The organism is Burkholderia sp. Ac-20365 (assembly GCF_017104715.1).
GTDB lineage: Bacteria > Pseudomonadota > Gammaproteobacteria > Burkholderiales > Burkholderiaceae > Paraburkholderia.
The window spans coordinates 16,692-42,736 of the sequence record NZ_JAAGPI010000007.1 but is presented as its reverse complement, the minus strand read 5'-3'; the positions used below and the strand labels follow the sequence as shown (position 1 = coordinate 42,736).

At 62.9% G+C, this 26,045-nt stretch carries 20 protein-coding genes; 14 read left to right on the top strand and 6 right to left on the bottom strand.

Translation table 11 applies throughout. From position 1 onward, the window contains the following. Positions 1-80: 80 nt before the first annotated feature. The 4 genes from G3O01_RS14690 to G3O01_RS14675 are packed head-to-tail and all read left to right on the top strand — an operon-like array spanning position 81 to position 5,290. Positions 81-779: a response regulator transcription factor gene (locus G3O01_RS14690; RefSeq protein WP_205805790.1), complete on the top strand. Its 699-nt coding sequence runs from the start codon at positions 81-83 to the stop codon at positions 777-779. Continuing rightward, a complete protein-coding gene (locus G3O01_RS14685) occupies positions 776-2,185 on the top strand; it encodes a FecR domain-containing protein (protein ID WP_205805789.1) in 1,410 nt (469 codons plus the stop codon). The genes G3O01_RS14690 and G3O01_RS14685 overlap by 4 nt, the downstream gene beginning before the upstream one ends. Then, positions 2,185-4,629 carry a CHASE2 domain-containing protein gene (locus G3O01_RS14680; RefSeq protein WP_205805788.1) on the top strand — a complete coding sequence of 815 codons (2,445 nt, stop codon included), beginning with the start codon at positions 2,185-2,187 and terminating at the stop codon, positions 4,627-4,629. The genes G3O01_RS14685 and G3O01_RS14680 overlap by 1 nt, the downstream gene beginning before the upstream one ends. A gap of 58 nt (positions 4,630-4,687) precedes the next feature. Then, complete coding sequence (locus G3O01_RS14675; protein ID WP_346779186.1) at positions 4,688-5,290, top strand: DUF4136 domain-containing protein; 603 nt, start codon at positions 4,688-4,690, stop codon at positions 5,288-5,290. Between the two features lie 3 nt (positions 5,291-5,293). On the opposite strand, the gene G3O01_RS14670 is transcribed toward G3O01_RS14675, so the two are convergent. Then, on the bottom strand, positions 5,294-6,079 hold the full coding sequence (locus G3O01_RS14670; RefSeq protein ID WP_205805786.1) for a DUF899 domain-containing protein: 786 nt from the start codon (positions 6,077-6,079) through the stop codon (positions 5,294-5,296). Positions 6,080-6,300: 221 nt separating this feature from the next. Further along, the gene (locus tag G3O01_RS14665; RefSeq protein WP_205805785.1) at positions 6,301-6,825 is read right to left on the bottom strand and encodes a DUF6622 family protein; all 525 of its coding nucleotides are present in this window, start codon (positions 6,823-6,825) and stop codon (positions 6,301-6,303) included. A gap of 36 nt (positions 6,826-6,861) precedes the next feature. Between G3O01_RS14665 and G3O01_RS14660 the strand changes: the two genes are divergently transcribed. Beyond that, the gene (locus G3O01_RS14660; protein WP_205805783.1) at positions 6,862-7,197 is read left to right on the top strand and encodes a hypothetical protein; all 336 of its coding nucleotides are present in this window, start codon (positions 6,862-6,864) and stop codon (positions 7,195-7,197) included. Further along, the gene (locus tag G3O01_RS14655) at positions 7,167-8,303 is read left to right on the top strand and encodes a branched-chain amino acid ABC transporter substrate-binding protein (protein ID WP_205805781.1); all 1,137 of its coding nucleotides are present in this window, start codon (positions 7,167-7,169) and stop codon (positions 8,301-8,303) included. The genes G3O01_RS14660 and G3O01_RS14655 overlap by 31 nt, the downstream gene beginning before the upstream one ends. 4 nt (positions 8,304-8,307) lie before the next feature. On the opposite strand, the gene G3O01_RS14650 is transcribed toward G3O01_RS14655, so the two are convergent. Then, positions 8,308-8,787 (bottom strand): Lrp/AsnC family transcriptional regulator, encoded by a 480-nt coding sequence (locus G3O01_RS14650; RefSeq protein WP_205805779.1) that lies wholly within the window; start codon positions 8,785-8,787, stop codon positions 8,308-8,310. Positions 8,788-8,921: 134 nt separating this feature from the next. Here G3O01_RS14650 and G3O01_RS14645 point away from each other — a divergent pair, with 134 nt between their 5' ends. The 3 genes from G3O01_RS14645 (at position 8,922) to G3O01_RS14635 (ending at position 11,849) form a co-directional block, all read left to right on the top strand. After that, positions 8,922-10,142, top strand: coding sequence for a diaminopropionate ammonia-lyase (locus G3O01_RS14645; protein ID WP_205805777.1), 1,221 nt, complete (start codon positions 8,922-8,924; stop codon positions 10,140-10,142). 36 nt (positions 10,143-10,178) lie between these two features. Next, complete coding sequence (locus G3O01_RS14640) at positions 10,179-11,348, top strand: M20 aminoacylase family protein (protein ID WP_205805776.1); 1,170 nt, start codon at positions 10,179-10,181, stop codon at positions 11,346-11,348. Between the two features lie 81 nt (positions 11,349-11,429). Then, positions 11,430-11,849 carry an RcnB family protein gene (locus tag G3O01_RS14635; protein ID WP_205805775.1) on the top strand — a complete coding sequence of 140 codons (420 nt, stop codon included), beginning with the start codon at positions 11,430-11,432 and terminating at the stop codon, positions 11,847-11,849. A gap of 747 nt (positions 11,850-12,596) precedes the next feature. On the opposite strand, the gene G3O01_RS14630 is transcribed toward G3O01_RS14635, so the two are convergent. The 3 genes from G3O01_RS14630 to G3O01_RS14620 all read right to left on the bottom strand — a co-directional run bounded on the left by G3O01_RS14630 (position 12,597) and on the right by G3O01_RS14620 (position 15,427). Continuing rightward, on the bottom strand, positions 12,597-13,850 hold the full coding sequence (locus G3O01_RS14630) for an ATP-binding protein (RefSeq protein WP_205805774.1): 1,254 nt from the start codon (positions 13,848-13,850) through the stop codon (positions 12,597-12,599). Then, entirely contained in the window at positions 13,847-14,617 is a 771-nt protein-coding gene (locus G3O01_RS14625) for a response regulator (RefSeq protein WP_205805773.1), read from the bottom strand. The genes G3O01_RS14630 and G3O01_RS14625 overlap by 4 nt, the downstream gene beginning before the upstream one ends. 174 nt (positions 14,618-14,791) lie before the next feature. Then, positions 14,792-15,427 (bottom strand): TetR family transcriptional regulator, encoded by a 636-nt coding sequence (locus tag G3O01_RS14620; RefSeq protein ID WP_205805772.1) that lies wholly within the window; start codon positions 15,425-15,427, stop codon positions 14,792-14,794. 231 nt (positions 15,428-15,658) lie between these two features. Between G3O01_RS14620 and G3O01_RS14615 the strand changes: the two genes are divergently transcribed. The 5 genes from G3O01_RS14615 to G3O01_RS14595 all read left to right on the top strand — a co-directional run bounded on the left by G3O01_RS14615 (position 15,659) and on the right by G3O01_RS14595 (position 26,044). Further along, positions 15,659-16,843, top strand: a complete 1,185-nt coding sequence (locus G3O01_RS14615; protein ID WP_277403036.1) for an efflux RND transporter periplasmic adaptor subunit — start codon at positions 15,659-15,661, stop codon at positions 16,841-16,843. 14 nt (positions 16,844-16,857) lie between these two features. Then, positions 16,858-20,016 carry an efflux RND transporter permease subunit gene (locus G3O01_RS14610; protein WP_205805769.1) on the top strand — a complete coding sequence of 1,053 codons (3,159 nt, stop codon included), beginning with the start codon at positions 16,858-16,860 and terminating at the stop codon, positions 20,014-20,016. Between the two features lie 10 nt (positions 20,017-20,026). Next, positions 20,027-21,547 carry an efflux transporter outer membrane subunit gene (locus G3O01_RS14605; RefSeq protein ID WP_205805767.1) on the top strand — a complete coding sequence of 507 codons (1,521 nt, stop codon included), beginning with the start codon at positions 20,027-20,029 and terminating at the stop codon, positions 21,545-21,547. Between the two features lie 191 nt (positions 21,548-21,738). Beyond that, positions 21,739-22,884: an efflux RND transporter periplasmic adaptor subunit gene (locus G3O01_RS14600; protein WP_205805766.1), complete on the top strand. Its 1,146-nt coding sequence runs from the start codon at positions 21,739-21,741 to the stop codon at positions 22,882-22,884. Positions 22,885-22,909: 25 nt separating this feature from the next. After that, entirely contained in the window at positions 22,910-26,044 is a 3,135-nt protein-coding gene (locus G3O01_RS14595; RefSeq protein ID WP_205805765.1) for an efflux RND transporter permease subunit, read from the top strand. Position 26,045 lies beyond the last annotated feature (1 nt).

Here is a 26,045-nt window from a genome sequence, read left to right as displayed (position 1 = left end):
GGCACGGCGATCGCATCCACGTCCGTCACGGAGCGAACCGGCTCCGTTGGCCCGATGAATCATTTCGCGTGCGGGGATCTATGAGAATTGCAGTCCTGGACGATGACGTCGCGCAAGCCGACCTGGTCTGCCAGTCGCTGGCCATCGATGGACACGATTGCCATGCGTTCGCCGAAGGCCGCGCACTCGTCAAACACCTGCGCCGCCAGACGTTCGATCTGCTGGTGCTCGACTGGAACGTGCCCGACATGTCGGGCGAAGAAGTGCTGCACTGGGTGCGTCAGAGCCTGTCCGATCGCCTTCCCGTGCTGTTCATGACGAGCCGCAGCCGCGAGACGGACATCGCGTCGATGCTCAACAAAGGCGCGGACGACTACGTGGTCAAGCCCGTTGCGTCGAGCGTGCTGCTCGCACGCGTGCGCTCGCTGCTGCGTCGCGCGTATCAGCTCAACCAGGCGGCGACAAAAGAAAGCTTCGGCGAATTCGAGTTCGAGCTGACATCGAAGCAGGTCGTCGCGCGCGGCACGCCCGTGACGCTGACGCAAAAGGAGTTCGAGCTCGCGCTGTTGCTGTTCCGGCATCTGAGCCAGCCGCTGTCGCGCGCCCATATTCTCGAAGCGATCTGGCGACAGGACGTCGACATTCCGTCCCGCACGATGGACACCCATGTGTCGATGCTGCGCGCCAAGCTGGGCCTGCGCCCCGAAAATGGCTACCGTTTGACACCGATCTACGGCTACGGCTACCGGCTGGAGCGGATCGAAAAGGGGGATGCGTGACGGTGGCTGTACCGAGCACAACGCCGCGCGAAGTGTCGCGGCGCGTTTCTGGCATTCTGGCGCTTTTTGTGGCGGCGTTGGGCGTGCTGCCCGCGAGTTCGTATGCGCAGACATCAAGTCAGCCCGCATCGGCAACGACGGCGTTCTATGTGACCCGTCCCGGCGACACGCTATACGACGTGGCCGATCACTATCTGCGCGATCCGCGCGACTGGGTCGTGCTGCGCAAGCTGAATCACGTCGATGATCCGTTGCATCTTCAGCCTGGCGTGCAATTGCGCCTACCCGTTGCGTTGCTGAAGCAGGAGCCGCGCTCGGCGCGCGTCGTCGCCGTCAGCGGTCCCGCCGGGCACGCGTTCAGGAAGAATCAGTTTGTACCTGTCACGGTCGGCATGGTGCTCGTCGAAGGCGACCGCGTGCAGACAGGCCACAACGGCTTCGTCACGCTGGAACTCGATGACGGCTCGCATGTGTCCGTGCCGCAGGACAGCGCGATCGAGATTGGCGCGCTCCGGCAGACCGTGCTGACGGGCACGAAAGATCGCGTGATCGACTTGAAGCAGGGTGAGGTCGATAGCGAAGTCGATCACGCGACGAAGAAGGATGATCGCTTTCAGATCCGCTCACCGTCCGTAGTGGCGGGCGTGCGCGGCACGCGTTTTCGCGTGAGCTACGACGGCGACGAACAGTCGACGGCCGTCGCGGTGCTCGACGGTGCAGTCGGCGTCGACGCAGCGCGCATGCCGCCGCGTGCGCCGGGCGTGCCGTTGCAGGCATCGACGCAACTGATCGGCGCGCACTTCGGCAACGTCACGCGTTCGACAGGCGGCGTGGGCGGGCCGGTTGCGTTGCTGCCCGCGCCGGCACTGGCGGATCCGGGCAAGGTGCAGGACGACAAGGACATCGCCTTCGATCTCATCCCTGACGCAAATGCGCGCGCGTATCGCGTGCAGATCGCGCGCGACGCCGACCTGTTCGACCTGATCCGCGATCAGCGCGTGAAAGAGCCGCACGCAACGTTCGGCGATCTGCCGGACGGCAACTACTTCGTGCGCATTTCATCGATCGACGGTATTGGACTCGAAGGTTTGCCGCAAACCTACGCGTTCGAGCGCCGCCAGTTCTCGCTCGATGTGGCGGCGGGACCGCGCGCCGGCAGCCGCGACTTCGAATTCCGCTGGCTCGCGAGCCGCACGGGCGTCGACACGCGCTTCCGTTTCGTGCTGGCGACGACTGCCGATCTGCGCGAGCCGCTCGTCGATCGCACGGATCTCGAAGCGGGGCAGATCGTCGTGTCCGATCTGCCGCCGGGCGTCTACTACTGGACCGTGATCGCCGAACAGTTCGACAACGGCCGGCTCTACCAGAAGGGCAGTTCCATCCGCTCATTTACACTGGCCCGGTGATGACCACTGGCGGCCCGCGCATGAGCTTCGATCCGCGCATACGTCTCGGGCGGCCGGTTGGGCGCCGCTTTCTGTTCGAGTGGCTGTGTATTGGCTGCCTCGGGATCGTGGTGATCCTGGCTGGCTCGCTCGGCAGGCTGACGGCGAGCGTCGATCACCTTGTCTACGACAGCCTGCTGCGTTTGCGCTCGCAACCGGTGCTGCCGGATATCGCCGTCGTCGAAATCGACAATGCGAGCGTTGCGCGGCTCGGCCGCTGGCCGTGGCCGCGCGACGTGCATGCGAAGCTGCTCGAAGAGATCGCCAAGGCTCATCCCGCCGCCGTGGTCTATGACGTGCTGTTCACCGAGCCCGCGCAGGACGACGCGCAACTGGCGCGCGCGATCGCCGCGACGCCGACCTATCTGCCGATTCTCCTTTCGCCCGAAGACGCCAGCGGCGCGCGCGTCGCCGTGAAGCCGGTCGAGCCGCTGGCAAGCGCCGCCGCTGGACTCGGCCATATCAATCTTGAAGTGGACGCCGACGGCATCGTGCGCAGTGTCGCGCTGTTCGAAGGCGACGCGCACATGCGCTGGCCGCAGTTGATGGTGCCCGTTGCGCACGCGATCGAAAGCGGCGCGGTGAAGCTGGCGCATCCCGCCAGCGCAGTAGCGGACGTGCCGGACCGCATCGCCACTGCGGGCGATGGCGAAAGACGCGTGCTGATTCCGTTCAGCCCGCTTGCGCAGAGCTATCCGACGGTATCGTTCGCGAGCGTGCTGGCAGGCGAAGTGCCGCTCGCGATGGTGCGCGGCCGCATCGTGCTGATCGGCGTGACGGCATCGGGACTCTACGACCGATTCTCGACGCCCGTGTCGGGCAACCTCGGGCCGCTGCCGGGCGTCTACATCCATGCGAATGTGCTCGATACGCTGTTGACGGGACGCGCGATCGATCCCGTCAACGGACTGTGGGTCTTCGCGGTATCGCTCGTGCCGCTCGGCATCCTGCTTGCCGGATTACTGGTGCTGTCGCCGCTGCGTTCACTGCTGATGACGATCGTGCTCGGCATCGCGATGTTGGCCGCAAGCGCAGTGTTGTTGTACGGCGCGCGGCTATGGATGTCGCCTGTCCCCGCCATCGTCGGACTGGCGGCCGTCTATCCGATCTGGAACTGGCGGCGGCTCGAAATGACGATGTCCTATCTGCGCAAGGAATTGCAGCGTCTGGCCGACGAGCCTTACCTGTTGCCCGAAGCCCCGCAGCGCAGCCGCGAGTTTCGCGGCGACGTGCTCGCGCAGCAGATGGCGCTGATGGCGCAAGCCGCGCGGCGCGTGCAGGACATGAAGCGCTTCGTGTGGAACAGCCTCGATAGCGTGCCGGAGCCGATTCTCGTCAGCGACGTGCACGGCGTCGTGCTGATCGCGAATCACGCGGCGAAGGCGTACTTCGAGCGGCTCGGCGCGGCGGCGCCAGAAGGCGCGCCGTTGCGCCGCGTGCTCGGCGAACTTGCCTTCGTGAAGGCGATCGATTCGAGCGCGGAAGACGACGCACTCGGCCGCGCGCACTGGCCTGCGCTGCTCGATCCCGGCCGGATCGCATTCGCGGATCTGATGGAACGCGGCATCGAAGTGCGCGATCGCAATCAGCGCGATCACCTGCTGCGTTACGCGAAGTGCACCGACGCGCAAGGTGCGGTGATCGGCTGGATTGCCGGTCTTGTCGATGTGACGGCGGTGCATGCGGCCGAACGTCTGCGCGAAGATGCGTTGCGCCTGCTGTCGCACGACATGCGCTCGCCGCAGGCGTCGATTCTCGCGCTGGTCGAACTCGAACGCGCGCGCACGCCGGATTCCCGACGCGTGGGCGAATTGCTGAACCGCGTCGAACGCTACGCGCAGCGCGCCTTGCTGCTCGCCGACGATTTCGTGCAACTGGCGCGCGCCGAGTCGCAGGCTTATGTGTTCGAGCCGGTGAATCTCGTCGAACTCGTGATCGACGCAAGCGACGAAGTCTGGCCGCAGGCGCAGGCGAAGCGCATTCGCCTCGAAGCGGAATACGACGAACAGGGCGCCGGCCACTGGATCGACGCGGACCGTTCGCTGATGACACGCGCGCTCGTCAATATTCTGAACAACGCGGTGAAATACAGTCCGTCCGATACGCGTATTACCTGCGCGGTTACGCAGGAGAACGGCGTGCCGGGCGAATGGCCGGCGCGCGTGCACTGCACGATCCGCGACGAAGGCTACGGGATGTCGGCGGAAAATCAGGCGCACATGTTCGAGCGTTTTCAGCGCTTTCACGAAGCCGAACGGCCCGAAGCGACGGGGACGGGACTCGGCATGGCTTTCGTGAAGGCAGTCGTGATGCGGCACGGCGGCGATGTGCGGGTAGAAAGCGCGCTCGGCAAGGGAACGGCTTTCACGATCACGCTGCCCGTGCTCGATGAGTCGAACGCGTGAATGGCCCGAATGCACAGCGCGCACAATGCAAACAGAATTCGATCGAAGCGAGAAGAACGTGAAAAAGACGCTGTGTGTTGCCGCGGTGGCTGTCGCGAGCTTGGCGGGTCTTGCCGGATGCGCGAGCGTGACGACCGACGTTCAGGTGTCGGGGACGCCGCTCGTGCTACAGGGCGAGCGCACCTATGCGATCGTGCAGACGCCTTCGCAGGAAACGGGCGCCGCGCGCGAGCAGTACGTGGCGTTAATTCATAACGAGCTGGGCAATTACGGGCTCGTCGACCGGGCGGCCGAGCGCGCGAGCTACATGCTCTCGCTCGCTTACGATACGCGGCCCGCCGCCGTCGGCGTCACGGCGGGCGATTGCGCGAACCCGTCCTGCAATGGCGCCACGGCGCCGGGCTTCTCGCTGTTCGGCCGCGAGTATCAGCATTCGATGACGCTGCGGCTCTTCGATGCATCGACGGGCAAGGAAGTCTACAAGGTCACCGCGACGAGCCGCGACCGCAACGCGGACGCGCTGCATCCGATTCCGTTTCTCGTCAAAAGCGCATTCGCGCAGTTTCCGTTCAGCGAGTACGGGAGCTGGCGCGTGAAGCTGCGCAGCGGCGGCGCGGCGGACCGGCCCGAAGTGGTCACGGTCAAGCCGCTCGACAAATAGATCTCAGGGGTTCTCTTTGTTCCTGAACGCCGCCTCGCCCGCATCCGATACTTCGACCCATTTCTTGTCCGGCGGCGCGTCGTCGACATAGCTGTCGTGCCAGTTCCACCACTTGTAGGTCGGCGTCTGCGGATAGCCTTCGGGCGAGTCTTCCCAGACTTCCTGCCGGCCTAGCGGCGTGATGTCGAGATAGTTCCACGTACCGCCCATCTGTTCGTCGCCGCGATTGTTGATGAAGTAGGTGCGGAAAACGCGGTCGCCGTCGCGATAGAACACATTCGTGCCGTGCCATTCGCCGACGCTGAAATCGGCATCGAAGCTGTCGGTGATCGTGAACCATGGGATCTGCCAGCCCATCTGCGCCTTAAGCCGTTCTATATCGGCTTGATGCGCGCGCGACACGAATACGAGCGTGGTGTCGCGCGCGTTCAGATGGGCGAGATGCGCGACCTGATCGGCCACCATCGAGCAGCCCCGGCACGCATGCTCGGGCCAGCCGAATACGCCCGGCTCGTAGAACGCGCGATACACGATCAGTTGACGTCGTCCGTTGAACAGGTCGGTCAGACTGAGTTTGCCCGACGGTCCTTCGAACACATACGACTTGTCGACAGCCATCCACGGCATGCGGCGGCGCTCGGCGGCGAGCGCGTCGCGTGCGCGGGTGTGCGCTTTCTCTTTCACGAGCAGTTGCTGGCGTGCCGTTTCCCATTCCTGCTGCGATACGACGGGCGGCGTGCGCATCGCTGTGTGCCCGTCCTGGGTTGCTTTCTCGTCTGATGTACTCATGGCGCTTGCGACCTCCTGATTTGAACAAAATGCCGCGCCTCGTGGATGAGGCGCGGCTTCGTTTGCCGTTCATCGCGCGTTGCTTGCCGTAACACAGTCTGAACCTGGCAAGCGCACGCTGGGAGTAACAAGTTTGGCGATATTTGCTCCGAATCTTTCTTTGACCCGGCCGCCGCAACGGGCGTGCCCGGCCGAAGCCGGGCGACGCCCATCCACCCTGTTCAAGCGCTTTGCGAGCAGGCCTGGATGACGCGGCGCGCGCTCATGGCTCGCCAGTAGGTCAGGAAGCGTCCCGCGAACATGCCTGCCACGGCGCCCGATACGGCTGCGCTGATCAACATGTATGTGCCGACCGCCGCGAGACTGGTTGCCGTCGCCAGTTCGACACCGAGCCAGAACTTGGTCGCGAACACGATGACGATGAGCGCCAGCGGCAGCATGGAACCCGGCAACATCACGGTATTCGCCATCGGATCGACGATAAAGCGCGTACGGCTCGCGATGAACACACCACACGCGACGCCCGCCAGTGCGCAGACCACCCAGACGATCGCGTCGGCCCAGCCCGTCAGCGGGTCCGTGACCAGGTGCGCAATGCCCCAGACCGCGAAGACGACCGGCACGATAGCCAGCTTGGAAAGCGGCGCGGTGCCGCTGTTCATGGCCTTGATGCCGCGCGAAAGCAGAAACGCGAGCAGGATCCAGACCCAGATGGGCGTGCCGTGAATGATCGCTGCGAGCGACATGATGATCTCCTTCAGACGAATTCTTTAGACGGGTGGTTGACGACTGCACTTTCGGATGAGGTGCATCGTATCCGCGGCGAATTAGCGAAGAATGAGGCGGCATCTTTCCGCGGTGACCGGGCGAAAATCCGGGCGCAAAAGGGTGAAATCGGGCGACGCGATAAAAAATCTCTCGAATGCTCGCTGTATCGACTGGATTTTGCGGCAACGGCCTGTCTGCCAATTTTGGCTATCGGAGCCCGCGAATACGATGAATACAGCCTTGTGACGCGTCTCAAGGCCGGAACGGATGGCGAAAACGGCCATCTTCGAGCGCGAGCCCACTCATTCAGCAGACGACCATGCAAACACTTCGACTCCTATCGCTTCTGACGCTCACCGCGCTTGCCTTGCAGCCGCTCGTGGCGCATGCGGATCTCACCGTGAAGATCGGACAGGTTTCGCCCCTGACGGGCGAGCTGTCGCACATCGGCAAGGACGACGAAAACGGCGTGCGCCTCGCGATTGAAGATCTGAACAGGCGGAAGATGCTTATCGGCGGACAAAGCGTGACGTTCGTCCTCGATTCGCAGGACGATGCCGCCGATCCGAAAACGGCGGTCACCGTCGCGCAGAAGCTGATCGACGACGGCGTGGCGGGCGTCGTCGGACACGCTAATTCGGGCACGTCGATACCGGCGTCGAAAATCTATTCGGATGCAGGCGTGCCGATGATCACCGAATCCGCGACCAACCCGAAACTCACGCAGCAAGGCTTCACGAACGTGTTTCGCATGGTCGCCAACGACGTGAGACAGGGCACCGTGATCGGCACGTACATGGTTCACGATCTCGGCGCGCGGAAAGTCGCGATCGTCGACGATCGCACGGCCTACGGACAGGGTCTTGCCGACGAGGTGGAAAAAGCGGTCAAGGCAGCGGGCGGCAATGTCGTCGCGCGCGAATACGGCACCGACAAGACGACCAACTGGATGGCGATTCTCACGACCATCAAGAGCCATCAGCCGGAAGGCATCGTGTTCACAGGCGGCGACACGCAGGCCGCGGCGTTCGTGCAGCAGATGCAAAAGCTCGGCCTGAAGGTCAAGTTCATTGCCGGCGATGAAGCGTGCACGCCGCAGTTCATCAAGCTGGCGGGTTCGTCGATGAGCAGCGACGCGTATTGCACGCTCGCAGGCGTGCCGCCCCCGAAAATGCCGCAAGGGCCGGAGTTCTTCAAACGTTACGAGCAGCGTTTCGGCGTGCCTGTGCAGCTCTACGCGCCGTATGCTTACGACGCGGTGATCGCGATGGCGAACGCGATGCAGGCAGCGGGATCGACCGATCCGAAGGCCTATCTGCCGAAGCTGCGCGCAGCGAAACTCGATGGCGTCACGGGGCCGATCCAGTTCGACGAAAAAGGGGATATCCGCAACGGCGCAATTACCGTGCGCCAGTTCGATCAGGGGAATTGGACCGACCGGTCCGTAATTCGCTGATCAATCATTCGTCGACGATATCGACCGGTACGCCGAGGCCCACTTTCACGCGGCTCATGCTCACCAGCGTCTTGAAGCGCTTGACGTTGTTGTTCGAAAAGAAAAGCTGGCGCGTGAGTTCGGTGTACTGGTCCATGTTGCGCACCGTCATCACCAGCACGAAGTCCCATTCGCCGGCGACGTAGTAGCACTGCTGGATCTGCGGACATTGCGCGAAGGTGCGTTTCATCGCGTCTAACAGATCGATCTGCTCGCTCTCGACTTCGACATTCGCAACGATGGTCAATGGGTAATCCACTTTCTCGGGCGCGACGATGGCCGAGTATCGGTCGATCACGCCTTCATCCGCGAGACGCCGAAGCCTGCGGTTGACGGCGGCCGTCGACAGATTCACGCGTGCGCCGAGTTCGGTTTGCGGAATCTGTGCGTCGCGTTGCACTTCCATCAGAAGTTTGCGATCGAAGTTGTCGAGTTGGGTCGCCATGATTTTCGCGTCGAAGCCGTGATGGAAGAGATATTTTTGCACGAACCCGCTGAAACAAGAGACTTTATTGACGGTGTTGCGCAATATCATTTCATCAACGGACTAGGTAGGTCCGACTTCTGGAGTTACAACGGATGCTGATTGCCAATCCTCGTGCCGTGCACGCCGCTTACCCGGACGCGCTGCGGGCCGTCCTCAACGTCGAATCGGCGGATGAAAGCCGGGCGTGGCTGTCGGGCTGGAACCTCATCAGCCGTGAAGCCACGCCGTTGTGGGAATTGCCCGAGGCGGCTTCGCAAGCAGGCATCGCGCGTCTGTGCGTCAAGGACGAGTCGTTTCGCTCGCCGCTTGGCAGCTTCAAGGCGCTGGGCGCGCCGATCGCATTGATGCGTCTCATCAAGCGCCTATGGCATACGCACGACATCGAGCCGAACGCATTGATCGGCGGACGCTATGCGGACATGCTCGTCAATCTCACTGTGATCAGCGCGACGGACGGTAATCACGGCAAGGCGCTCGCGGCCGCTGCGCAGGCCATCGGTTGCCATTGTGTGATCGTGCTGCACGCGAACGTCAGCGCCGAGCGCGAACAGGCGATCGCTGCTTATGGCGCGCGCATCATTCGCATTGCGGGCAACTACGACGAATCCGTCGAACACGCGGCGCAACTCGCGAAGAACAACGGCTGGCACGTTGTGTCCGACACGTCGTACGAAGGATACGAAGCGATTCCGCGCGACGTGATGCAGGGATACGGCACGATTGCGGCTGAAGTCGTCGAGCAATCCGGCCGTGGCGACGCGTTCACACATGTCTTTTTGCAGGGTGGCGTGGGCGGTCTCGCGGCGGGCGTTGCGAGCTATCTGTGGGAGCACATGGGCGCGCAACGGCCGCGCTTTATCGTCGTCGAACCGCGTCAGGCGGATTGCCTTTATCAGAGCGCAATTGCCGGGCACGCGACGCGTGCGACAGGATCGGTCGATTCCGTGATGGCGGGTCTGGCGTGCGGAGAAGCATCGCCGCTCGCGTGGAAAATCCTGGAGCAATGTATCGACGACTTCATGCTGATCGACGACAACGATGCAGTCGATGCGATGCGCCGTCTCGCAAGCGCTAAAGGCGACGATGCGCCGCTCGTCGCGGGCGAATCGGGCGCAGCAGGATTTGCGGGCCTTTGCGTGCTGATGCGCGACAGCGAACTCGCGCGCGCTGTGGGCCTCGATCGTACGTCGCGCGTGCTCGTTATCAACACGGAAGGTGCAACGGCGCCGCACGCGTATGCGCAACTCGTCGGCGAATCAGCAGAGCACGTGGCCGCGCGCCAGCAGGCGTGGCTGCAAAGCTGCGTGCGCTGACTTCGCATCCGAACCCGATCGACAAGGACAACCGATATGGAAAGCACGCTGCAGGGCCAACTGAAGAGCTGGCGTCAGCATCTGCATCAGTATCCCGAGACTGGCTTCGAAGAGATCCATACGTCCGACTATGTGGCGAACATTCTGTCGACGTTAGGGCTCGACGTGCATCGCGGCATCGGCGGAACGGGGCTGGTCGCGAACCTGAAAGTCGGACACGGAACGCGCACGATCGGACTGCGTGCCGACATGGATGCGTTGAACATCACGGAGCAGGCGCCGGCGCGCGAGCATGCATCGCGCACGCCCGGCAAGATGCACGCATGCGGACACGATGGTCATATGTCGATGCTTCTCGGCGCGGCGCGACTGCTGGCTGAACGACGCGATTTCGACGGCACGGTGCGTTTCATTTTTCAACCCGCCGAAGAGCACGGACGTGGTGCGAAAGCGATGATGGCCGATGGATTATTCGAGCGCTTTCCCGTCGACGCGATTTTCGGTGCGCACAACATGCCAGGCATGCGCGCCGGCACGTTTGCGACGCGCGCGGGCGGCATCATGGCGAGCGAAGACAATTTCGTCATTCACATCAAGGGGCGCGGCACGCATGCGGCGCGTCCGCATATGGGCGTTGATCCGATCGTCATTGCATCGCAGATCGTGCTGGCGTTGCAGACCATCGTGTCGCGCAATCTCGATCCGGGCTTGCAGGCGGTGGTTTCCTGCACCGAGTTCATCACCGATGGTCTGCGCAACGTGATTCCATCGAACGTAATCATCAAAGGCGATACGCGCAGCTATTCGCGCGAAGTGCAGACGCTGCTCGAAACACGGATGCGTGAAGTGAGCGAAGGCATCTGTCATGCGCACGGTGCCGATTGCACATTCGAATACACGCACGAGTTCGCGCCGACGGTAAATTCTCCGCAATGCGTCGACGTGGCAGTGAACGCGGCGTGCAATATCGCAGGCACTGAAAACGTCGACGCCAACGTGCCGCCGATGATGATCTCCGAAGACTTCGGCGCATTCCTGCAAGCGGTGCCTGGCAACTTTATATTTATCGGTAACGGCGAGCAGGCGGGAAAGGGCGGCGTGCCGCTGCACAACGCAACCTACGATTTCAACGACGATATCCTTCTGACGGGCGCGCGTTATTTCGCGGAACTGGCGCGTCTCGCGCTGCCGGTCGATCAGATTTAGAAGCTGCCAGTAAGACACCGTAAGGACGCTGTTTGAATCGTTGAGCCGGAAAACACTCTCACCTTGTTTGGGGAGTGTTCGATGAAAAAAGCCGTATCTGTTCTGTTGCTGGCTGCTTCGTGTGTTGTTGCTCAAGGTTACGCGTTCGCGCAATACGGGCCGGGTGATGAGGGTGGGCCGGGGCATCGGCCGGATGCTGAAGAGCGTGGTGGTCCGGGCGGACCTGGCGGTCCCGGTGGTGAACGCGGTGGGCCGCAACATGCTGGCGGTCCGGTTCGACCGGAGGCGTCGCGTGGTCCTGTGCCGCATCGCGATTGGCATCGTGGGGATCGTTTGCCGTCTGATTATCGCGGGCCGAAGTATGTTGTCGATGACTGGCGTGGGTATGATCTTCAACCGCCGCCTTCAGGCTATCAATGGGTGCAGGTTAATGGGGATTTTGTGCTTGCAGCGATTGCGACTGGGGTGATTTCTAGTATTTTGCTTGCGCCGCATCGGTGAAAGATGGGGGGTTTGTGGTTGTCTGCGACGCTGGTGTGGTTTGCTTTTGTCGTCGTTGGCATCCGCGTTTTGTTATCGGTGCTTCAGGCGTTGCCCCTGTGCGGGGCGGCACTTACTTTCTTTGCCGCCGCAAAGAAAGTAAGCAAAGAAAGCGGGCTAACACCGCCCGCTCTTGACCTCCGCATGAGGGCCCCCAACGGGTCCTCCACTTCACACGGCAATCTGCCATGCAATGCCCGTTGCCAGCGCCTTGAATGAGCGCCTCACCCGCGTCAATCACCCGTAGCGCAGCAAGCGGCAGCGAATGGTTGCGGCCGCCCAGGTGGCAAACTGTGTGTAGGTCGTAGTGCTTCACCCGGCAGCGTTTCTACGACACCGATCGTGTTTTTCAGTCCGGAGTGGAGCGCATAAGCCGCGACAGCCTACACACAGTTTGCCGCTATAGAACGTGGGCGATGCGATCGCGCGTGTGGCGACGCGGGAGTGTGAAGCGGGTGATGAGCCAATTCGAAGCGTTGGCAGCGGGCGGTGAAAGGCAGGTTGCCGTGTGAAGGAGAGGACCCGTTGGGAGCCCTCAGGCAGGAACAAGGATTAGCGGTGTTCAGCGGCTTTCTTTTGCCTACTTTTCTTTGCCGCGGCAAAGAAAAGTAGGTGCCGCCCCGCACAGGGGCGACGCTTGAAGCACGAAGGCAAGTCGCGGATGCCAGCAAAAACAAAAACAAAAACAAAAACAAAAGCAAAAAACCACTAACTTCCAACCCCAAACGTCAACGTCACACAAAACCCACCGTCAGGTGCATTACCACATTCAAACTGCCCACCGTTATACCGCGTAAGCCTCCGCACAATAGCAAGCCCAAGCCCGCAATGCGCATCACCCCCACGCGCCGGATCAAGCCGAGTAAAAGGCTGCAACGCACGTTCAAGCTGATCGCGCGGAATCCCCACGCCATGATCACGCACGGTAAGCGTATAAACACCATTAGCAGCAGAAGTGGAAATCTCGACAGGCGGCTCGCCATAATTCATAGCGTTCTCAATCAGATTCGACAGAATCCGGTCAAGATCCACAAGCGGCAGATTGAAACCTTCACCCGCATTCAGATGCAGACGCACAAGCGCTTCGTCATCGAGACCATCGCCGTAGTGACGGCGGCAATGCGCATCGACATTCGCGTGCGGCGACGGATCGGCGGTATCGCGCGCATAGTCGAGAAACTGCGTGACGATGCGCGATAACGACTCTGCATCGCGCAAAAAGCCGCTGCGATTCGCGGCGTCGGGTAACAGGTCAGCGCGCACCTGCATGCGCGTAATCGGCGCACGCAGATCGTGTGCGACACCCGCGAGCATCACCGCCCGTTCCTGCTCGGCTTGCGCGAGTTCACGCATCATCTGGTTGAAATCGCCGATCAGCGAGCGCATTTCGGCCGGCCCGCTTTCGTGCACGGGCGGCACGCGCTTGCCGATCCTGAATTCGCGCGCCGCGTCTGCGAGCCGGTGCAACGGACGCTGGAACTGCCACGCGGCAAATAGCGCCGCGCAAACGGCAAGCACCAGCATCACCAGCGACGAACCGACAAAGCGCATGCCCGGCAGATTCGCATTGCGCATGAACAGCCAGTACGGCTCGTTGCCGTAACGTATCCACAGCGAGCCCGTGTGCGGATCGAACACGACGCGGCTGTCGGGTGGCATGCGCGGCAACAGGTCATGCTCGAATGGCGCATCCGAACCCACACACCCATTCGGACAACCCGAGCGGCCCACGTCGGCTTCGGCGATGTATTCCATGCCCAGCGTCTGCGCGACATGCCGCGCGGCCGCCTCGCCGTCGTGTTTTGCCTGCACGGCCAGCAGCACATCGCGGCGCGCATGCTCGGCGTCGATCTGACCGCGCTCGCGATCGACGAGAGTCAGCGAGATCAGATGCACGGCCACGATCAGGCCGACCGTCATCGTTGCGAGACGGCCGAAGAGCGTATTGAACGGGTTTTTCATTGCGATGCGCTGTCGTCGTCTTCGCCGCCATCGCCACCTTCACCACCTTCACCCGTTTCGCCGGGCACGAACATGTAGCCGATGCCGCGCATCGTCTGAATGCGGCGCGGCGCAGCGGGATCGTCTTCGAGCAGACGACGCAGTCGCCACACGGGCACGTCGATGCCGCGCTCCGTCACTTCCGAATCGGGTCCATGCAGCAGATCGACAATGCGCGTGCGCGACAGCGTTTCCATCGGATGCTGGGCAAACACTTCGAGCAGCGCATATTCGCTGCCCGTCAGCTTGACGGGTTCGTTGTCGCAAAACAGCGTGCGCGACGCGAAATCGAGCCGGAAGCGGCCGAACACGAGCGCCTCGCGATGCTCGGCGGGCGGCGCTTCAGGATGCAGCTTGTGGCGGCGCAGCACGGCATGAATGCGCGCAAGCAATTCCTGCGGCATGAACGGCTTGCCGAGATAATCGTCCGCGCCGAGTTCGAGGCCGATCACGCGGTCGACGCCGTCGGCCCGCGCCGTCAGCATGACGACGGGAATCGTGTCGCCGCTCGCGCGCAACTGCTTGAGCGCGGTGAGGCCGTCGACGCCGGGCATCATCAGATCGAGCACGATGATGGACGGCCGCTCGCGCTCGAGTCTGCGCGCGAGATGCGTGGCGTCATGCAGCACCGAAAATTCGATGCCGCGTTGCTGGAAGAAGTTGCGAAGCAGGTCGCGCAGGTCGGCGTCGTCGTCGACCAGCAGCACCTGGATGGGCGTGTCGGGCATGATGTGATGGGGCTGCGCCGGCGCTGTGCCGCATGGTGCGGGGCAGCGTCCTTGCCGCCGGGTATCGGGACTGCGTAAGACTATAGCGCAACGCCACGCGACCCCGGTTCTGGGGACTTAGCAAGTCTTACCAAATCTTAACCGTTTAGAACAAACGTGCGAAAGGCTGCGGGGTCACGCCCGGGCGGGTTCGAACGCGCGATCGGCGCCCACGCAGCGCAACGCCGAAGCCAGTGTCTGCTCGGCTTCCAGATCGGCGCGTGTATCCGCCGACATCAACAAACGCTTGTGCAGAAAGCCTGTCAATGCGGCGTGGATGAAACCAGCGGCCGCGCGCGTGTCGACATCCGGCGGCAATTGCCCGCGTAGCGACGCGGCTCGCAAAGCGGCATCGATTTGCGCTTCGGCCCGCAACGCCGCCATCGACACACGCTCATAGAACGCCGCCGTTTCCGCCGTCACTTCGCATTTCATCGTCGCAATGCTGTACAGACGCCGCGCGCGACGCAGATTCAGCGCATCGCGCAGACGCTGGCGCAATTGCGCGTGCAGATGCTGCAGCGGATCGGCATCGTGCTCGCATGACTGCACGACGAACGGATCGAGCGGCATGTCCGAGCATTCGTAGATCGCCTGAAACACGGCCTCCTTGTTGCGAAAGTGGCCGTAGACCGCGCCGCGCGTGACGCCCGCCTCCGACGCAATGTCTTCCAGCGACGCGCGCGCAAAGCCACGCACGAAGAACACCCGCTCGGCGGCGTCGATGATCTTCGCCCGCGTGTCGAGCGCCTGTTGCTTCGTCCTTCTCATACGTCTGTTTCCTGCAGGAATCACGCGGGCATCGTAGTCGGCGCGGAGACGCGTTGGATTAACAAGTCTTACGGCAGCCTGGGCGCTGTAACCCACGAAAGGCTGACAACGCCTATCGTCACGACCTTATCGTGTCGGTGCGCGTTGGACCAACGCTCGTTGCGCGCCGGCTCCGTTCAATTCAAACAAGTTTGTACGATGCCTGCGCTATTAAAGAACCGTAACTTTCGTATGCTCGCGGCCAGCGCCGCGATCTCCGCCGTCCTTCCGCTGTTTGCCGCGTGCAGCGACAAGCCCGCTGCGCCACCTCAACAGACGCCCGAAGTCGGCGTCGTCACCGTCAATCCCACGGGTGTGCCCGTGACCGTCGAACTGCCGGGCCGCGTCAGCGCGCATCTTGTCGCTGAGGTGCGGGCGCGCGTCGATGGCATTGTTCTGAAACGCGCGTTCACGGAAGGCAGCGAAGTGAAGGCCGGGCAGACGCTCTACAAGATCGATCCCGCGCCGTATATCGCGTCGCTGAATAGCGCAAAGGCGACGCTTGCGAAGGCGCAGGCATCGCTCGCCTCGACGCACGCGGAAGCCGAGCGCTACAAGGTGCTCGTCGCCGCGAACGCGATCAGCAAGCAGGACTACGACAACGCCGTGGCCTCGGAAGGCCAGGCCGCCGCCGATGTCGCGTCGGGCAAGGCCGCCGTCGACACCGCACAGATCAATCTCGGCTACACCGACGTGACGTCGCCGATCTCTGGACGCATCGGCAAGTCGTCGGTGACGGAAGGCGCTTACGTGCAGTCGAGCGCGGCGACGCTGCTCGCCACTGTGCAGCAACTGGATCCTGTCTACGTGGACCTCACGCAATCGAGCCTCGTTGGCCTGAAACTGCGCCGCGACGCGCAGGAAGGGCGCCTGAAGACGAGCGGCCCGAACGCCGCGAAGGTCACGCTGATTCTCGAAGATGGCCGTCCGTACGGCGGCACCGGCAAGCTCGAATTCTCCGACGTCACCGTCGATCAGACCACAGGCTCCGTCACCGTGCGCGCGCTGTTCGACAACGCGCAGCGCGTGTTGCTGCCCGGTATGTATGTACGCGCGAAGATCGAGGAAGGCGTCAACGAGCAGGCGTTCGTCGTGCCGCAACAGGGTGTCACGCACGATCAGAAGGGCGACCCGACGGCGTTCGTGGTCGGCGCGGACGGCAAGGTCGTCACGCGTCAACTGGTGACTTCGGGCACGTACGGCGCGAACTGGGTCGTCGAAAGCGGCCTGCAAACGGGCGATCGCGTGATCGTGCAGGGCGTCGACAAGGTGCGTCCGGGCATGACCGTGAAGACAGTTGCCGCGCAACTGCCGAACACCGACGCGAACACGCAGACAGCAGCAGCGCCCGCGTCCGATGCGCATAGCGCGCAGTAACGAGGGCGCGTCTAATGGCAAAGTTCTTTATCGACCGGCCCATCTTTGCGTGGGTCATCGCAATCATTCTGATGCTCGCGGGCATCGCTTCGATTTTCAATCTTCCCATCGCGCAGTATCCGACCATTGCGCCGCCCGCGGTGCAGATCAGCGCGACGTATCCGGGCGCATCGGCGAAAACGGTTGAAAACACCGTCACGCAGGTGATCGAGCAGCAGATGAGCGGTCTCGACCATCTGCTGTACATCTCGTCGTCGAGCGACGATTCCGGCAACGCAACCATCACGCTGACCTTCGCGGCAGGCACGAACCCCGACATCGCGCAGGTTCAGGTGCAGAACAAGCTGCAACTCGCGACGCCGCTGTTGCCCGAATCCGTGCAGCAGCAGGGCACGAAGGTCACGAAGTCGAGCAGCAGCTTCCTGCTGGTGATGGCGTTCGTGTCGACGGACGGCAGCATGGATCGCTACGATCTGGCGAACTATGTCGCATCGCACGTCGAAGATCCGGTGAGCCGCGTCGATGGCGTGGGCACCGTGCAGTTGTTCGGCTCGCAGTTCGCGATGCGCGTCTGGCTCGATGCGAACAAGCTGAACCAGTACAGCCTCACACCGGTCGATGTCGAAACCGCGTTGACCAATCAGAACGTGCAGGTCGCGGCGGGTTCGCTCGGCGGCACGCCCGCTGTACCGGGTCAGGTGTTGCAGGCGACCATCACGCAGGCAACCTTGCTGCAAACGCCGACCGAGTTCGGCAATGTCCTGCTGAAGGTCAATCAGGACGGTTCGCAGGTGCGCATCAAGGATGTGGCGCGTATCGATCTGGGCGGCGAGAACTACAACTTCGACACCAAGTACAACGGGCAGCCGACGGCAGGCTTTGGTATCCAGCTGGCGACGGGCGCGAACGCGCTGCAGACGGCGAAGCTGGTGCGCGCGAAGATCGACGCACTGTCGAAGAACTTCCCGCACGGTCTGGTCGTGAAGTATCCGTACGACACGACGCCGTTCGTGAAGATGTCGATTGAAGAAGTGGTGAAGACGCTGTTCGAGGGCATCGTGCTGGTGTTCCTCGTGATGTACCTGTTCCTGCAGAACCTGCGCGCGACGCTGATTCCGACCATCGCGGTGCCCGTGGTGCTGCTCGGCACGTTCGCGATCATGAGCGCGGCGGGTTTCTCGATCAACACGCTGTCGATGTTCGGGCTCGTGCTCGCGATCGGCCTGCTGGTGGACGATGCGATCGTGGTCGTCGAAAACGTCGAGCGCGTGATGGCCGAAGAGGGCTTGCCGCCAAGAGAGGCGACACGCAAGGCAATGGGCCAGATCACGGGCGCACTGGTTGGCGTGGCGCTGGTGCTGTCGGCGGTGTTCGTGCCGGTGGCGTTCTCGGGCGGCTCGGTCGGCGCGATCTATCGACAGTTCTCGCTGACTATCGTGGCCGCGATGGTGCTGTCCGTGCTGGTGGCGCTGGTGCTCACGCCCGCTTTGTGCGCGACGATCCTCAAGCCGATTCCGAAGGGTCATCACGGCACGAAGAAGGGCTTCTTCGGCTGGTTCAACCGCACGTTCGACAACGGCCGCGACAAGTATCACACGGGCGTGCAGCATGTGATCCGCCGCTCGGGCCGCTGGCTCGTGCTGTATCTGGTGGTGATCGTTGCTGTGGGCTTCCTGTTCATGCGTCTGCCGAAGTCGTTCCTGCCCGATGAAGATCAGGGCACGATGTTCGTGCTGGTCCAGACGCCGCCCGGCTCGACGCAGGAAACCACCGCGCGCACGCTGAAGAACGTCACCGACTATCTGCTCAACGACGAAAAAGATGTGGTCGACTCGGTCTTCACGGTAAATGGCTTCAGCTTTGCGGGACGCGGCCAGAACGCCGGTCTCGCATTCGTGCGGATGAAGGATTACTCGCAACGCCAGCACGCAAACCAGAAAGTGCAGGCGTTGGTGGGCCGCGTGTTCGGCCACTACGCGTCGTACAAGGATGCGACCGTGATCGCGGTGAATCCGCCGTCGATTCCCGAACTCGGCACCGCTTCCGGCTTCGACTTCGAACTGACCGACAACGCCGGTCTCGGTCACGAAGCGCTGATGGCGGCGCGCAACCAGTTGCTCGGCATGGCCGCGAAAGATCCGTCGCTGGCGCTGGTGCGCCCGAACGGGCTGTCGGATACGCCGCAGTTCAAGGTCGATATCGACCGCGAGAAGGCGCAGGCGCTCGGCGTCACCGTGTCCGATATCGACCAGACGTTCTCGATTGCGTGGGCATCGGCGTATGTGAACAACTTCCTCGATACCGATGGCCGGATCAAGAAGGTCTATCTGCAGGGCGAGCCGTCGTTCCGTATGAACCCCGAGGACATGAGCAAGTGGTACGTGCGCGGCAGTTCGGGATCGATGATGCCGCTGACGTCGGTGGCGTCGGGCCACTGGATCTACGGTTCGCCGAAGCTCGAACGCTACAACGGCATTTCCTCAGTGGAAATCCAGGGCGCTGCTTCCGCTGGCAAGAGTACCGGCCAGGCAATGTCCGCAATGGAAGCGATTGCCGCGAAACTGCCGCAAGGCATCGGCTACGAGTGGACCGGGCTGTCGTTCCAGGAGCGTCAGTCGGGCTCGCAGGCGCCGATTCTGTACGGCATCTCGATCCTCGTCGTGTTCCTGTGTCTGGCCGCACTGTACGAAAGCTGGTCGATTCCGTTCGCGGTGATTCTGGTCGTGCCGCTCGGCGTGATCGGCGCGTTGCTCGCCGTCACCCTGCGCGGGCTGGAGAACGACGTGTTCTTCCAGGTCGGCTTGCTGACTACGGTGGGTCTGTCGGCGAAGAACGCGATTCTGATCGTCGAGTTTGCGCGCGAATTGCAGATCAACGAAGGCATGACGGCTGTGCAGGCCGCGCTCGAAGCCGCGCGTCTGCGTCTGCGTCCGATCCTGATGACGTCGCTTGCGTTCGTGCTCGGCGTGCTGCCGCTCGCGATCAGCAACGGCGCGGGTTCGTCGAGCCAGCACGCAATCGGTACGGGCGTGATCGGCGGGATGCTGACGGCCACGTTCCTCGCCGTTTTCATGATTCCGATGTTCTACGTCGTGATCCGCGAGAAGTTCTCGCGCGACGGTTCGACGCCGCACGGCAGCGAACACGACGTCGAAGAAGAAACGGCCCAGTAAGGACACGCATATGAACAGAACACTACTAGCGACGCTCGCCGCCGCGCTCTTCGCGACCGGCTGCACGCTCGCGCCGACTTACGAGCGTCCGGCCGCGCCCGTCGCGTCGACCTTTCCGCAAGGCGGCGTCTATGACAATCAGCCCGTTGCCGCTAAGGCAACACGCTCGGCAAGCGATCACGCTGCGACCGACATCGGCTGGCGTGAATTCTTCGTCGATCCGCGTCTGCAAAAGCTGATCGAACTCGCGCTGCAGAATAATCGCGACCTGCGCGTCTCAGCGCTCAAAGTGGAAGAAGCGCGTGCGCAGTACCGCATTCAACGCGCCGACCTGATGCCGTCGGTTTCCGTCGATGGCACGGGCACGCGCAGCCGCACGCCGAAGGACCTGTCGTATGTTGGCCACGCGTCGGTGGGTTCCGATTATCAGGTAGCCGCAAGCGCCTCGTGGGAACTCGACTTCTTCGGCAAGGTGCGCAGCCTCACCGAACAGTCGTTGCAGACGTATTTCTCGACGGCGCAGGCGCGCAAGGCGGAAGAAATTCTGCTGGTCTCGCAGGTCGCCGATCAATACCTGACGCTCGTCGCCTACGACGAAATGCTGGAAAGCACGAAGAACACGTACGAGACGGCGCGCCGTTCGTACGAACTGACAAAGCTCCAGTACAACACAGGCACCGGCTCCGAACTCGATCTGCGCGAAGCGGCGGGCACGATGCAGCAGGCGCAGTCGAACTACGAAAGCCAGCAGCGTTCGCGCGCGCAGGCCGAAAACGCGCTGGTGCTGCTGGTCGGCGCGCCGTTGCCGGCAGACCTGCCGAAGGGCTTGCCGCTCGCGGGCCAGCAACTGCTCGCGGATATCCCGGCGGGCCTGCCGTCCGATCTGCTGACGCGCCGTCCCGACATCATGGAAGCGGAAGCGACCTTGATCGGCTCGAACGCGAACATCGGCGCGGCGCGCGCGGCGTTTTTCCCGAGCATCTCGCTCACGGGCGACTTCGGCACCGCGAGCGCGAGCCTCGGCAGCCTGTTCAAGCCGGGGCAACTGGCGTGGAGCTTCGGGCCGACCATCTCCGTGCCGATCTTCAAGGGCGGCGAGAATCGCGCGAATCTCGATCTGGCGACGCTCGAAAAGAACGTGGCCGTCGCTCAGTACGAGAAAGCAATCCAGACAGCGTTCCGCGAAGTCTCGGACGGGCTGGCGGCGCGCGGCACCTACGACAGGCAGATCAAGGCGCTGCAGGAGAACGTCGAGTCGCAGCAGCGTCGCTACGACCTGTCGGATCTGCGCTACCGCAACGGCGTGGACAGCTATCTGAACGTGCTGACGGCGCAGAGCGACCTGTATTCGGCGCAGCAGTCGCTGATTACGGCATCGCTGAACCGGCTGACCAATCTTGTCGATCTCTATCAGTATCTTGGCGGCGGATGGATCGAACATACGGGCGATACCCCGCGTGCCGCAGACGCACCCTACGCCCAGCAAGACGCCAAGCCTGCCCAGTCCGCATCGGCCACTGCGCCGCTGTAACACACGGAAACATCTGCTAAGCGCGCTAAACCTGGGCGCGTTTGCCCGCAGTTACATTCACCTTACCTCCTGGACAGCCGCTGCGTCTCATGTGAGACGCGGCATGCTGCCTTCCGGCGACGCCCTCGAGGCGTCGTTCTTTTTTCCGTTTCGCAAACCGTTGAGCGGCCCGAGTGCCGACAAAACATCGCGTGAAATTCAATCGTTCAATCCGTCGAGTGTTGATTGCCGCAGGCATCGTGGCTGCCGGTGTGATCGTCTGGCAGGCGTTCGCTGCGTTCCACAAGCCGCCGCATCCTGTTGCGCAGGCGACGCCTGTTACCGTCGGCAGCGCGACGCGCGCCGACGTGCCGCTGCAACTCGACGCGCTCGGCACCGTCACGCCGCGCGCGACCGTCACCGTGAAGACGCAGGTCAACGGCACGCTCGAAGCCGTGCTCGTGAAGGAAGGCCAGCGCGTCAAAGCAGGCCAGCCGATTGCGCGGATCGATTCGCGCGCGCTGCGTGCGCAGCTGCTCGAAGCGCAAGGCACGCTCGAACATGACCAGGCGCTGCTCGCCAATGCGCAGGCCGATTTGACGCGTTATCAAACGCTGATCGATGGCGGTTCGATCTCGCGCCAGACGCTCGATACGCAACGTTCGACGCTGCGCCAGTATCAAGGCACCGTCAAGGCCGATCAGGGCAGCGTCGCGAATCTGCAGGTGCAGGTGGGTTACTGCGAGATCGTTGCGCCGATGGACGGCACGATCGGCCTGCTGTCCACCGACGCCGGCAACTACGTGACGACGAGCGACACCACCGGCATCGCGACCATCACCAGCGATTCGCCGACCACCGTCGTCTACGCGCTGCCCGAAGACAAGATGGGCGACGTCGTCGACGCATTCCACGACAAGGGCGCATTGCCCGTCGAGATTTTCGCGCGCGACAAGCGCACCGTGCTCGACCACGCGACGCTCGCTGCCATTGATAACCAGGCCGACACGACGACAGGCACGGTGAAGTTGAAGGCAAGCGCGCCGAACCGCGACGGCCGGCTGTTCCCGAACCGCTTCGTCAACGTGCGAATGACGGTCGGCACGTTGCACGACGCGCTGACTGTGCCGACGGTCGCAATCCAGCACGGCGCATCCGGCGATTTCGTGCTGACGCTCAGCGCCGCCGACACAAAACAGGGCGCCGGCAAGGTCGCGCTGCGCCATGTGACGGCGGGCGTCGCGTACAACGACGCGACCGTGATCGAAAAGGGCGACCTGAAAGCGGGCGATGCAATCGTGCTCGACGGCGCGGACAAGCTCGACGACGGCAGCGCCGTGAAGATCGTGCGCAACTGACGCGCTATAGACGCAACCGATACCGATGGATATTTCCCGCCCGTTCATCCGCCGTCCTGTCGCGACCGGTCTGATGACGCTTGCCCTGCTGCTGATCGGTCTGATCGCGTACCGGCTGATGCCTGTGTCCGCGCTGCCCGAGATCGACTATCCGACCATCCAGGTCTACACACAGTATCCGGGCGCATCGCCCGATGTGATCAGCACGTCCGTCACCGCGCCGCTCGAAAAGCAGTTCGGCCAGATGGCGGGGCTCAAGCGCATGAACTCGACGAGTTCGCTTGGCGTGTCGCTGGTCACGCTGCAGTTCCAGACCTCGACCAATCTCGACGAAGCCGAGCAGGAAGTGCAGGCCGCGATCAACAGCGCGAACAGCACGCTGCCGACCAACCTGCCTTATCCGCCCGTCTACAGCAAGGTCAATCCCGCCGATACGGCCGTGCTGACGCTCGCCGTCACGTCCGATGCATTGCCGCTCACGCGCGTCGAAGACCTGACGGATACGCGCATTGCGCAGAAGCTCTCGCAGGTGTCGGGCGTCGGGCTGGTGACGTTGTCGGGCGGCGCGCGGCCTGCCGTGCGCGTGCAGACCGACACGCGTGCGCTGAACGCGATGGGCCTGTCGCTCGAAGACGTGCGCACGGCGGTCGGCGATGCAAACGTGAGCAGCGCGAAAGGTACGATCGACGGCCCGTTGCAGGCCTTCACGATCGACGCGAACGACCAGCTCACGTCCGCCGCCGATTACCAGGACCTCGTGCTGGCATATCGCAACGGCGCGCCCGTTCGTCTCGCCGATGTCGCGAAGATCTCGGAGGCTGCGGAAAATCCGCGCCAGGCCGCATGGAGCGGCGCGACGCCCGCGATCATCATCAATGTGCAGCGGCAGCCGGGCGCGAACGTGATCGAAGTCGTGGACCGGATCGAGGCGTTGTTGCCGCAACTGCGCGCATCGCTGCCCGCGACCGTGAAGATCAACGTGCTGAGCGACCGCACGCAGACGATACGCGCTTCCGTGCATGACGTGAAGATGGAACTGGCCGCGGCGATCGCGCTCGTCGTGATGGTCGTGTTCGTGTTCCTGCGGCGGCTCGAGTTCACGCTGATTCCTGCTGTCACGGTGCCTTTCGCGCTGGTCGGCACGGTGGCGGGCATTTACATGCTCGGCTTCTCGGTCAACAACCTCACGCTGATGGCGCTGACGGTGGCGACCGGCTTCGTGGTCGACGACGCGATCGTGATGCTCGAAAACGTGATGCGTCACATCGAAAACGGCGAAACGCCTTTGGACGCAGCATTAAAAGGCGCGAGACAGATCGGCTTCACGATTCTGTCGATCTCGGTCGCGCTGGTCGCGGTGCTGATTCCGCTTTTCTTCATGCCCGATGTGATCGGCCGGCTGTTCCGCGAATTCGCGTTGACGCTGGCGATTGCGATCGTGATTTCCGCATGGGTTTCGCTGACGCTCACGCCGATGATGGCCGCCCGCATGCTGCGTGCCGATCATGCCGCGAGCGACAGCGATGCCTCCGCGAAGGACTGGCTTGCGCGTTTGAATCGTGGGTATCTGCGTGCGCTTGATTGGGCATTCGAGCATCGTGTGACGGTGCTCGTGATGGTCGTCATCACGACGCTGCTGACTTGCGTGCTGTTCGTGCTGCTGCCCAAAGGCTTGTTCCCGGAGCAGGATACCGGGCTGATCGAAGGGATTTCGCTCGGTTCGCCGCGCGCGTCGTTCGAACGGATGGCGGCGTCGACGCGCACGCTGGCGGGCCGCGTCGCGAACGATAGCGCCGTGGCCAGCGTCTCGTCGTTCGTCGGTATCGACCAGAACAATCCGACTATCAACCAGGGCCGCATGCTCATCACGCTGAAGGATGGCGATGCGAGCCGCACAGTGATTCAGCGGCTCACGCGCGACGCCGCGCAGCGCGCGGACCTGAAGCTCTATCTGCATCCCGTGCAGGATCTGACGCTCGACGATCAGATCAACGCGAACAGTTACCGCATCGGCGTGCAGGCGACCGATCGCACGGAACTCAACGAATGGACGCAGCGTCTGCTCGACGCACTGCGCGCCGATCCGATGTTCACCGACGTGCAAAGCCAGGCGCAGCAGCAGGGCAACGTGCTGAAGTTCGACTTCGATCGCGCGACGGCGTCGCGGCTTGGCCTGACGGCGCAGGATATCGACAACACGCTGTACGACGCATTCGGTGACCGGCAGATTTCGACCATCTATACACACGTGAACCAGTATCACGTGACGATCGGCGCTGATGTGCGGCTGGTTGGCGAGTCGCCGATGGCGTTGCTGGATGGGCTGTATGTCGGGACAACGAGTGCTTCGTCTACGTCTTCTTCGTCTTCGACTTCGACTTCGGGCAGCACGTCCACTTCGCTTTCGCCGTTGTCGAGCATCGCGACAGCAACGGTTGGCGCTGCACCGCTGACGATCCAGCGCCAGGCGCAGTTTCCGTACGCCGACGTGTCGTTCAATCTCGCGGATGGCGTGACGCTCGGCACGGGCGTCGATCGCGTGGAAGCGATCGAGAAGAAACTCGATGCGCCCGCGAGCGTGCAGATGAACCTGGAAGGCGCCGCGCAGCTCTACAGCACGTCGATGTCGAACGAAGCGTTGCTGCTGATCGGCGCGCTGGTCGCGGTGTATATCCTGCTCGGCATCCTTTACGAAAGCCTCGTGCATCCGCTGACGATTCTCTCGACGCTGCCGTCCGCTGCATGCGGCGCGCTCGCTGCGCTGCTGCTGTGCGGCGGCGAACTCGACATCATTGGCTTGATCGGCATCGTGCTGCTGGTCGGCATCGTGATGAAGAACGCGATCATGATGGTCGACTTCGCGCTCGAACAGGAACGCGAGCTCGGTCTTGCCGCACGCGACGCGATGCGCCGCGCGTGTGAACTGCGCTTCCGGCCCATTTTGATGACGACCTGTGCGTCGCTGTTCGGCGCACTGCCGCTCGCGCTCGGCACGGGCATGGGGCATGAACTGCGGCAGCCGCTTGGCATTGCGATCATCGGCGGGCTGGTGGTGAGCCAGTTGCTTACGTTGTTCTCGACGCCCGTGATCTTCCTCGCGCTGCATCGTTTCGCGACGCGCGCTGCGATAACGCCGGCTGGCGATACGAACGCGAGCTAAA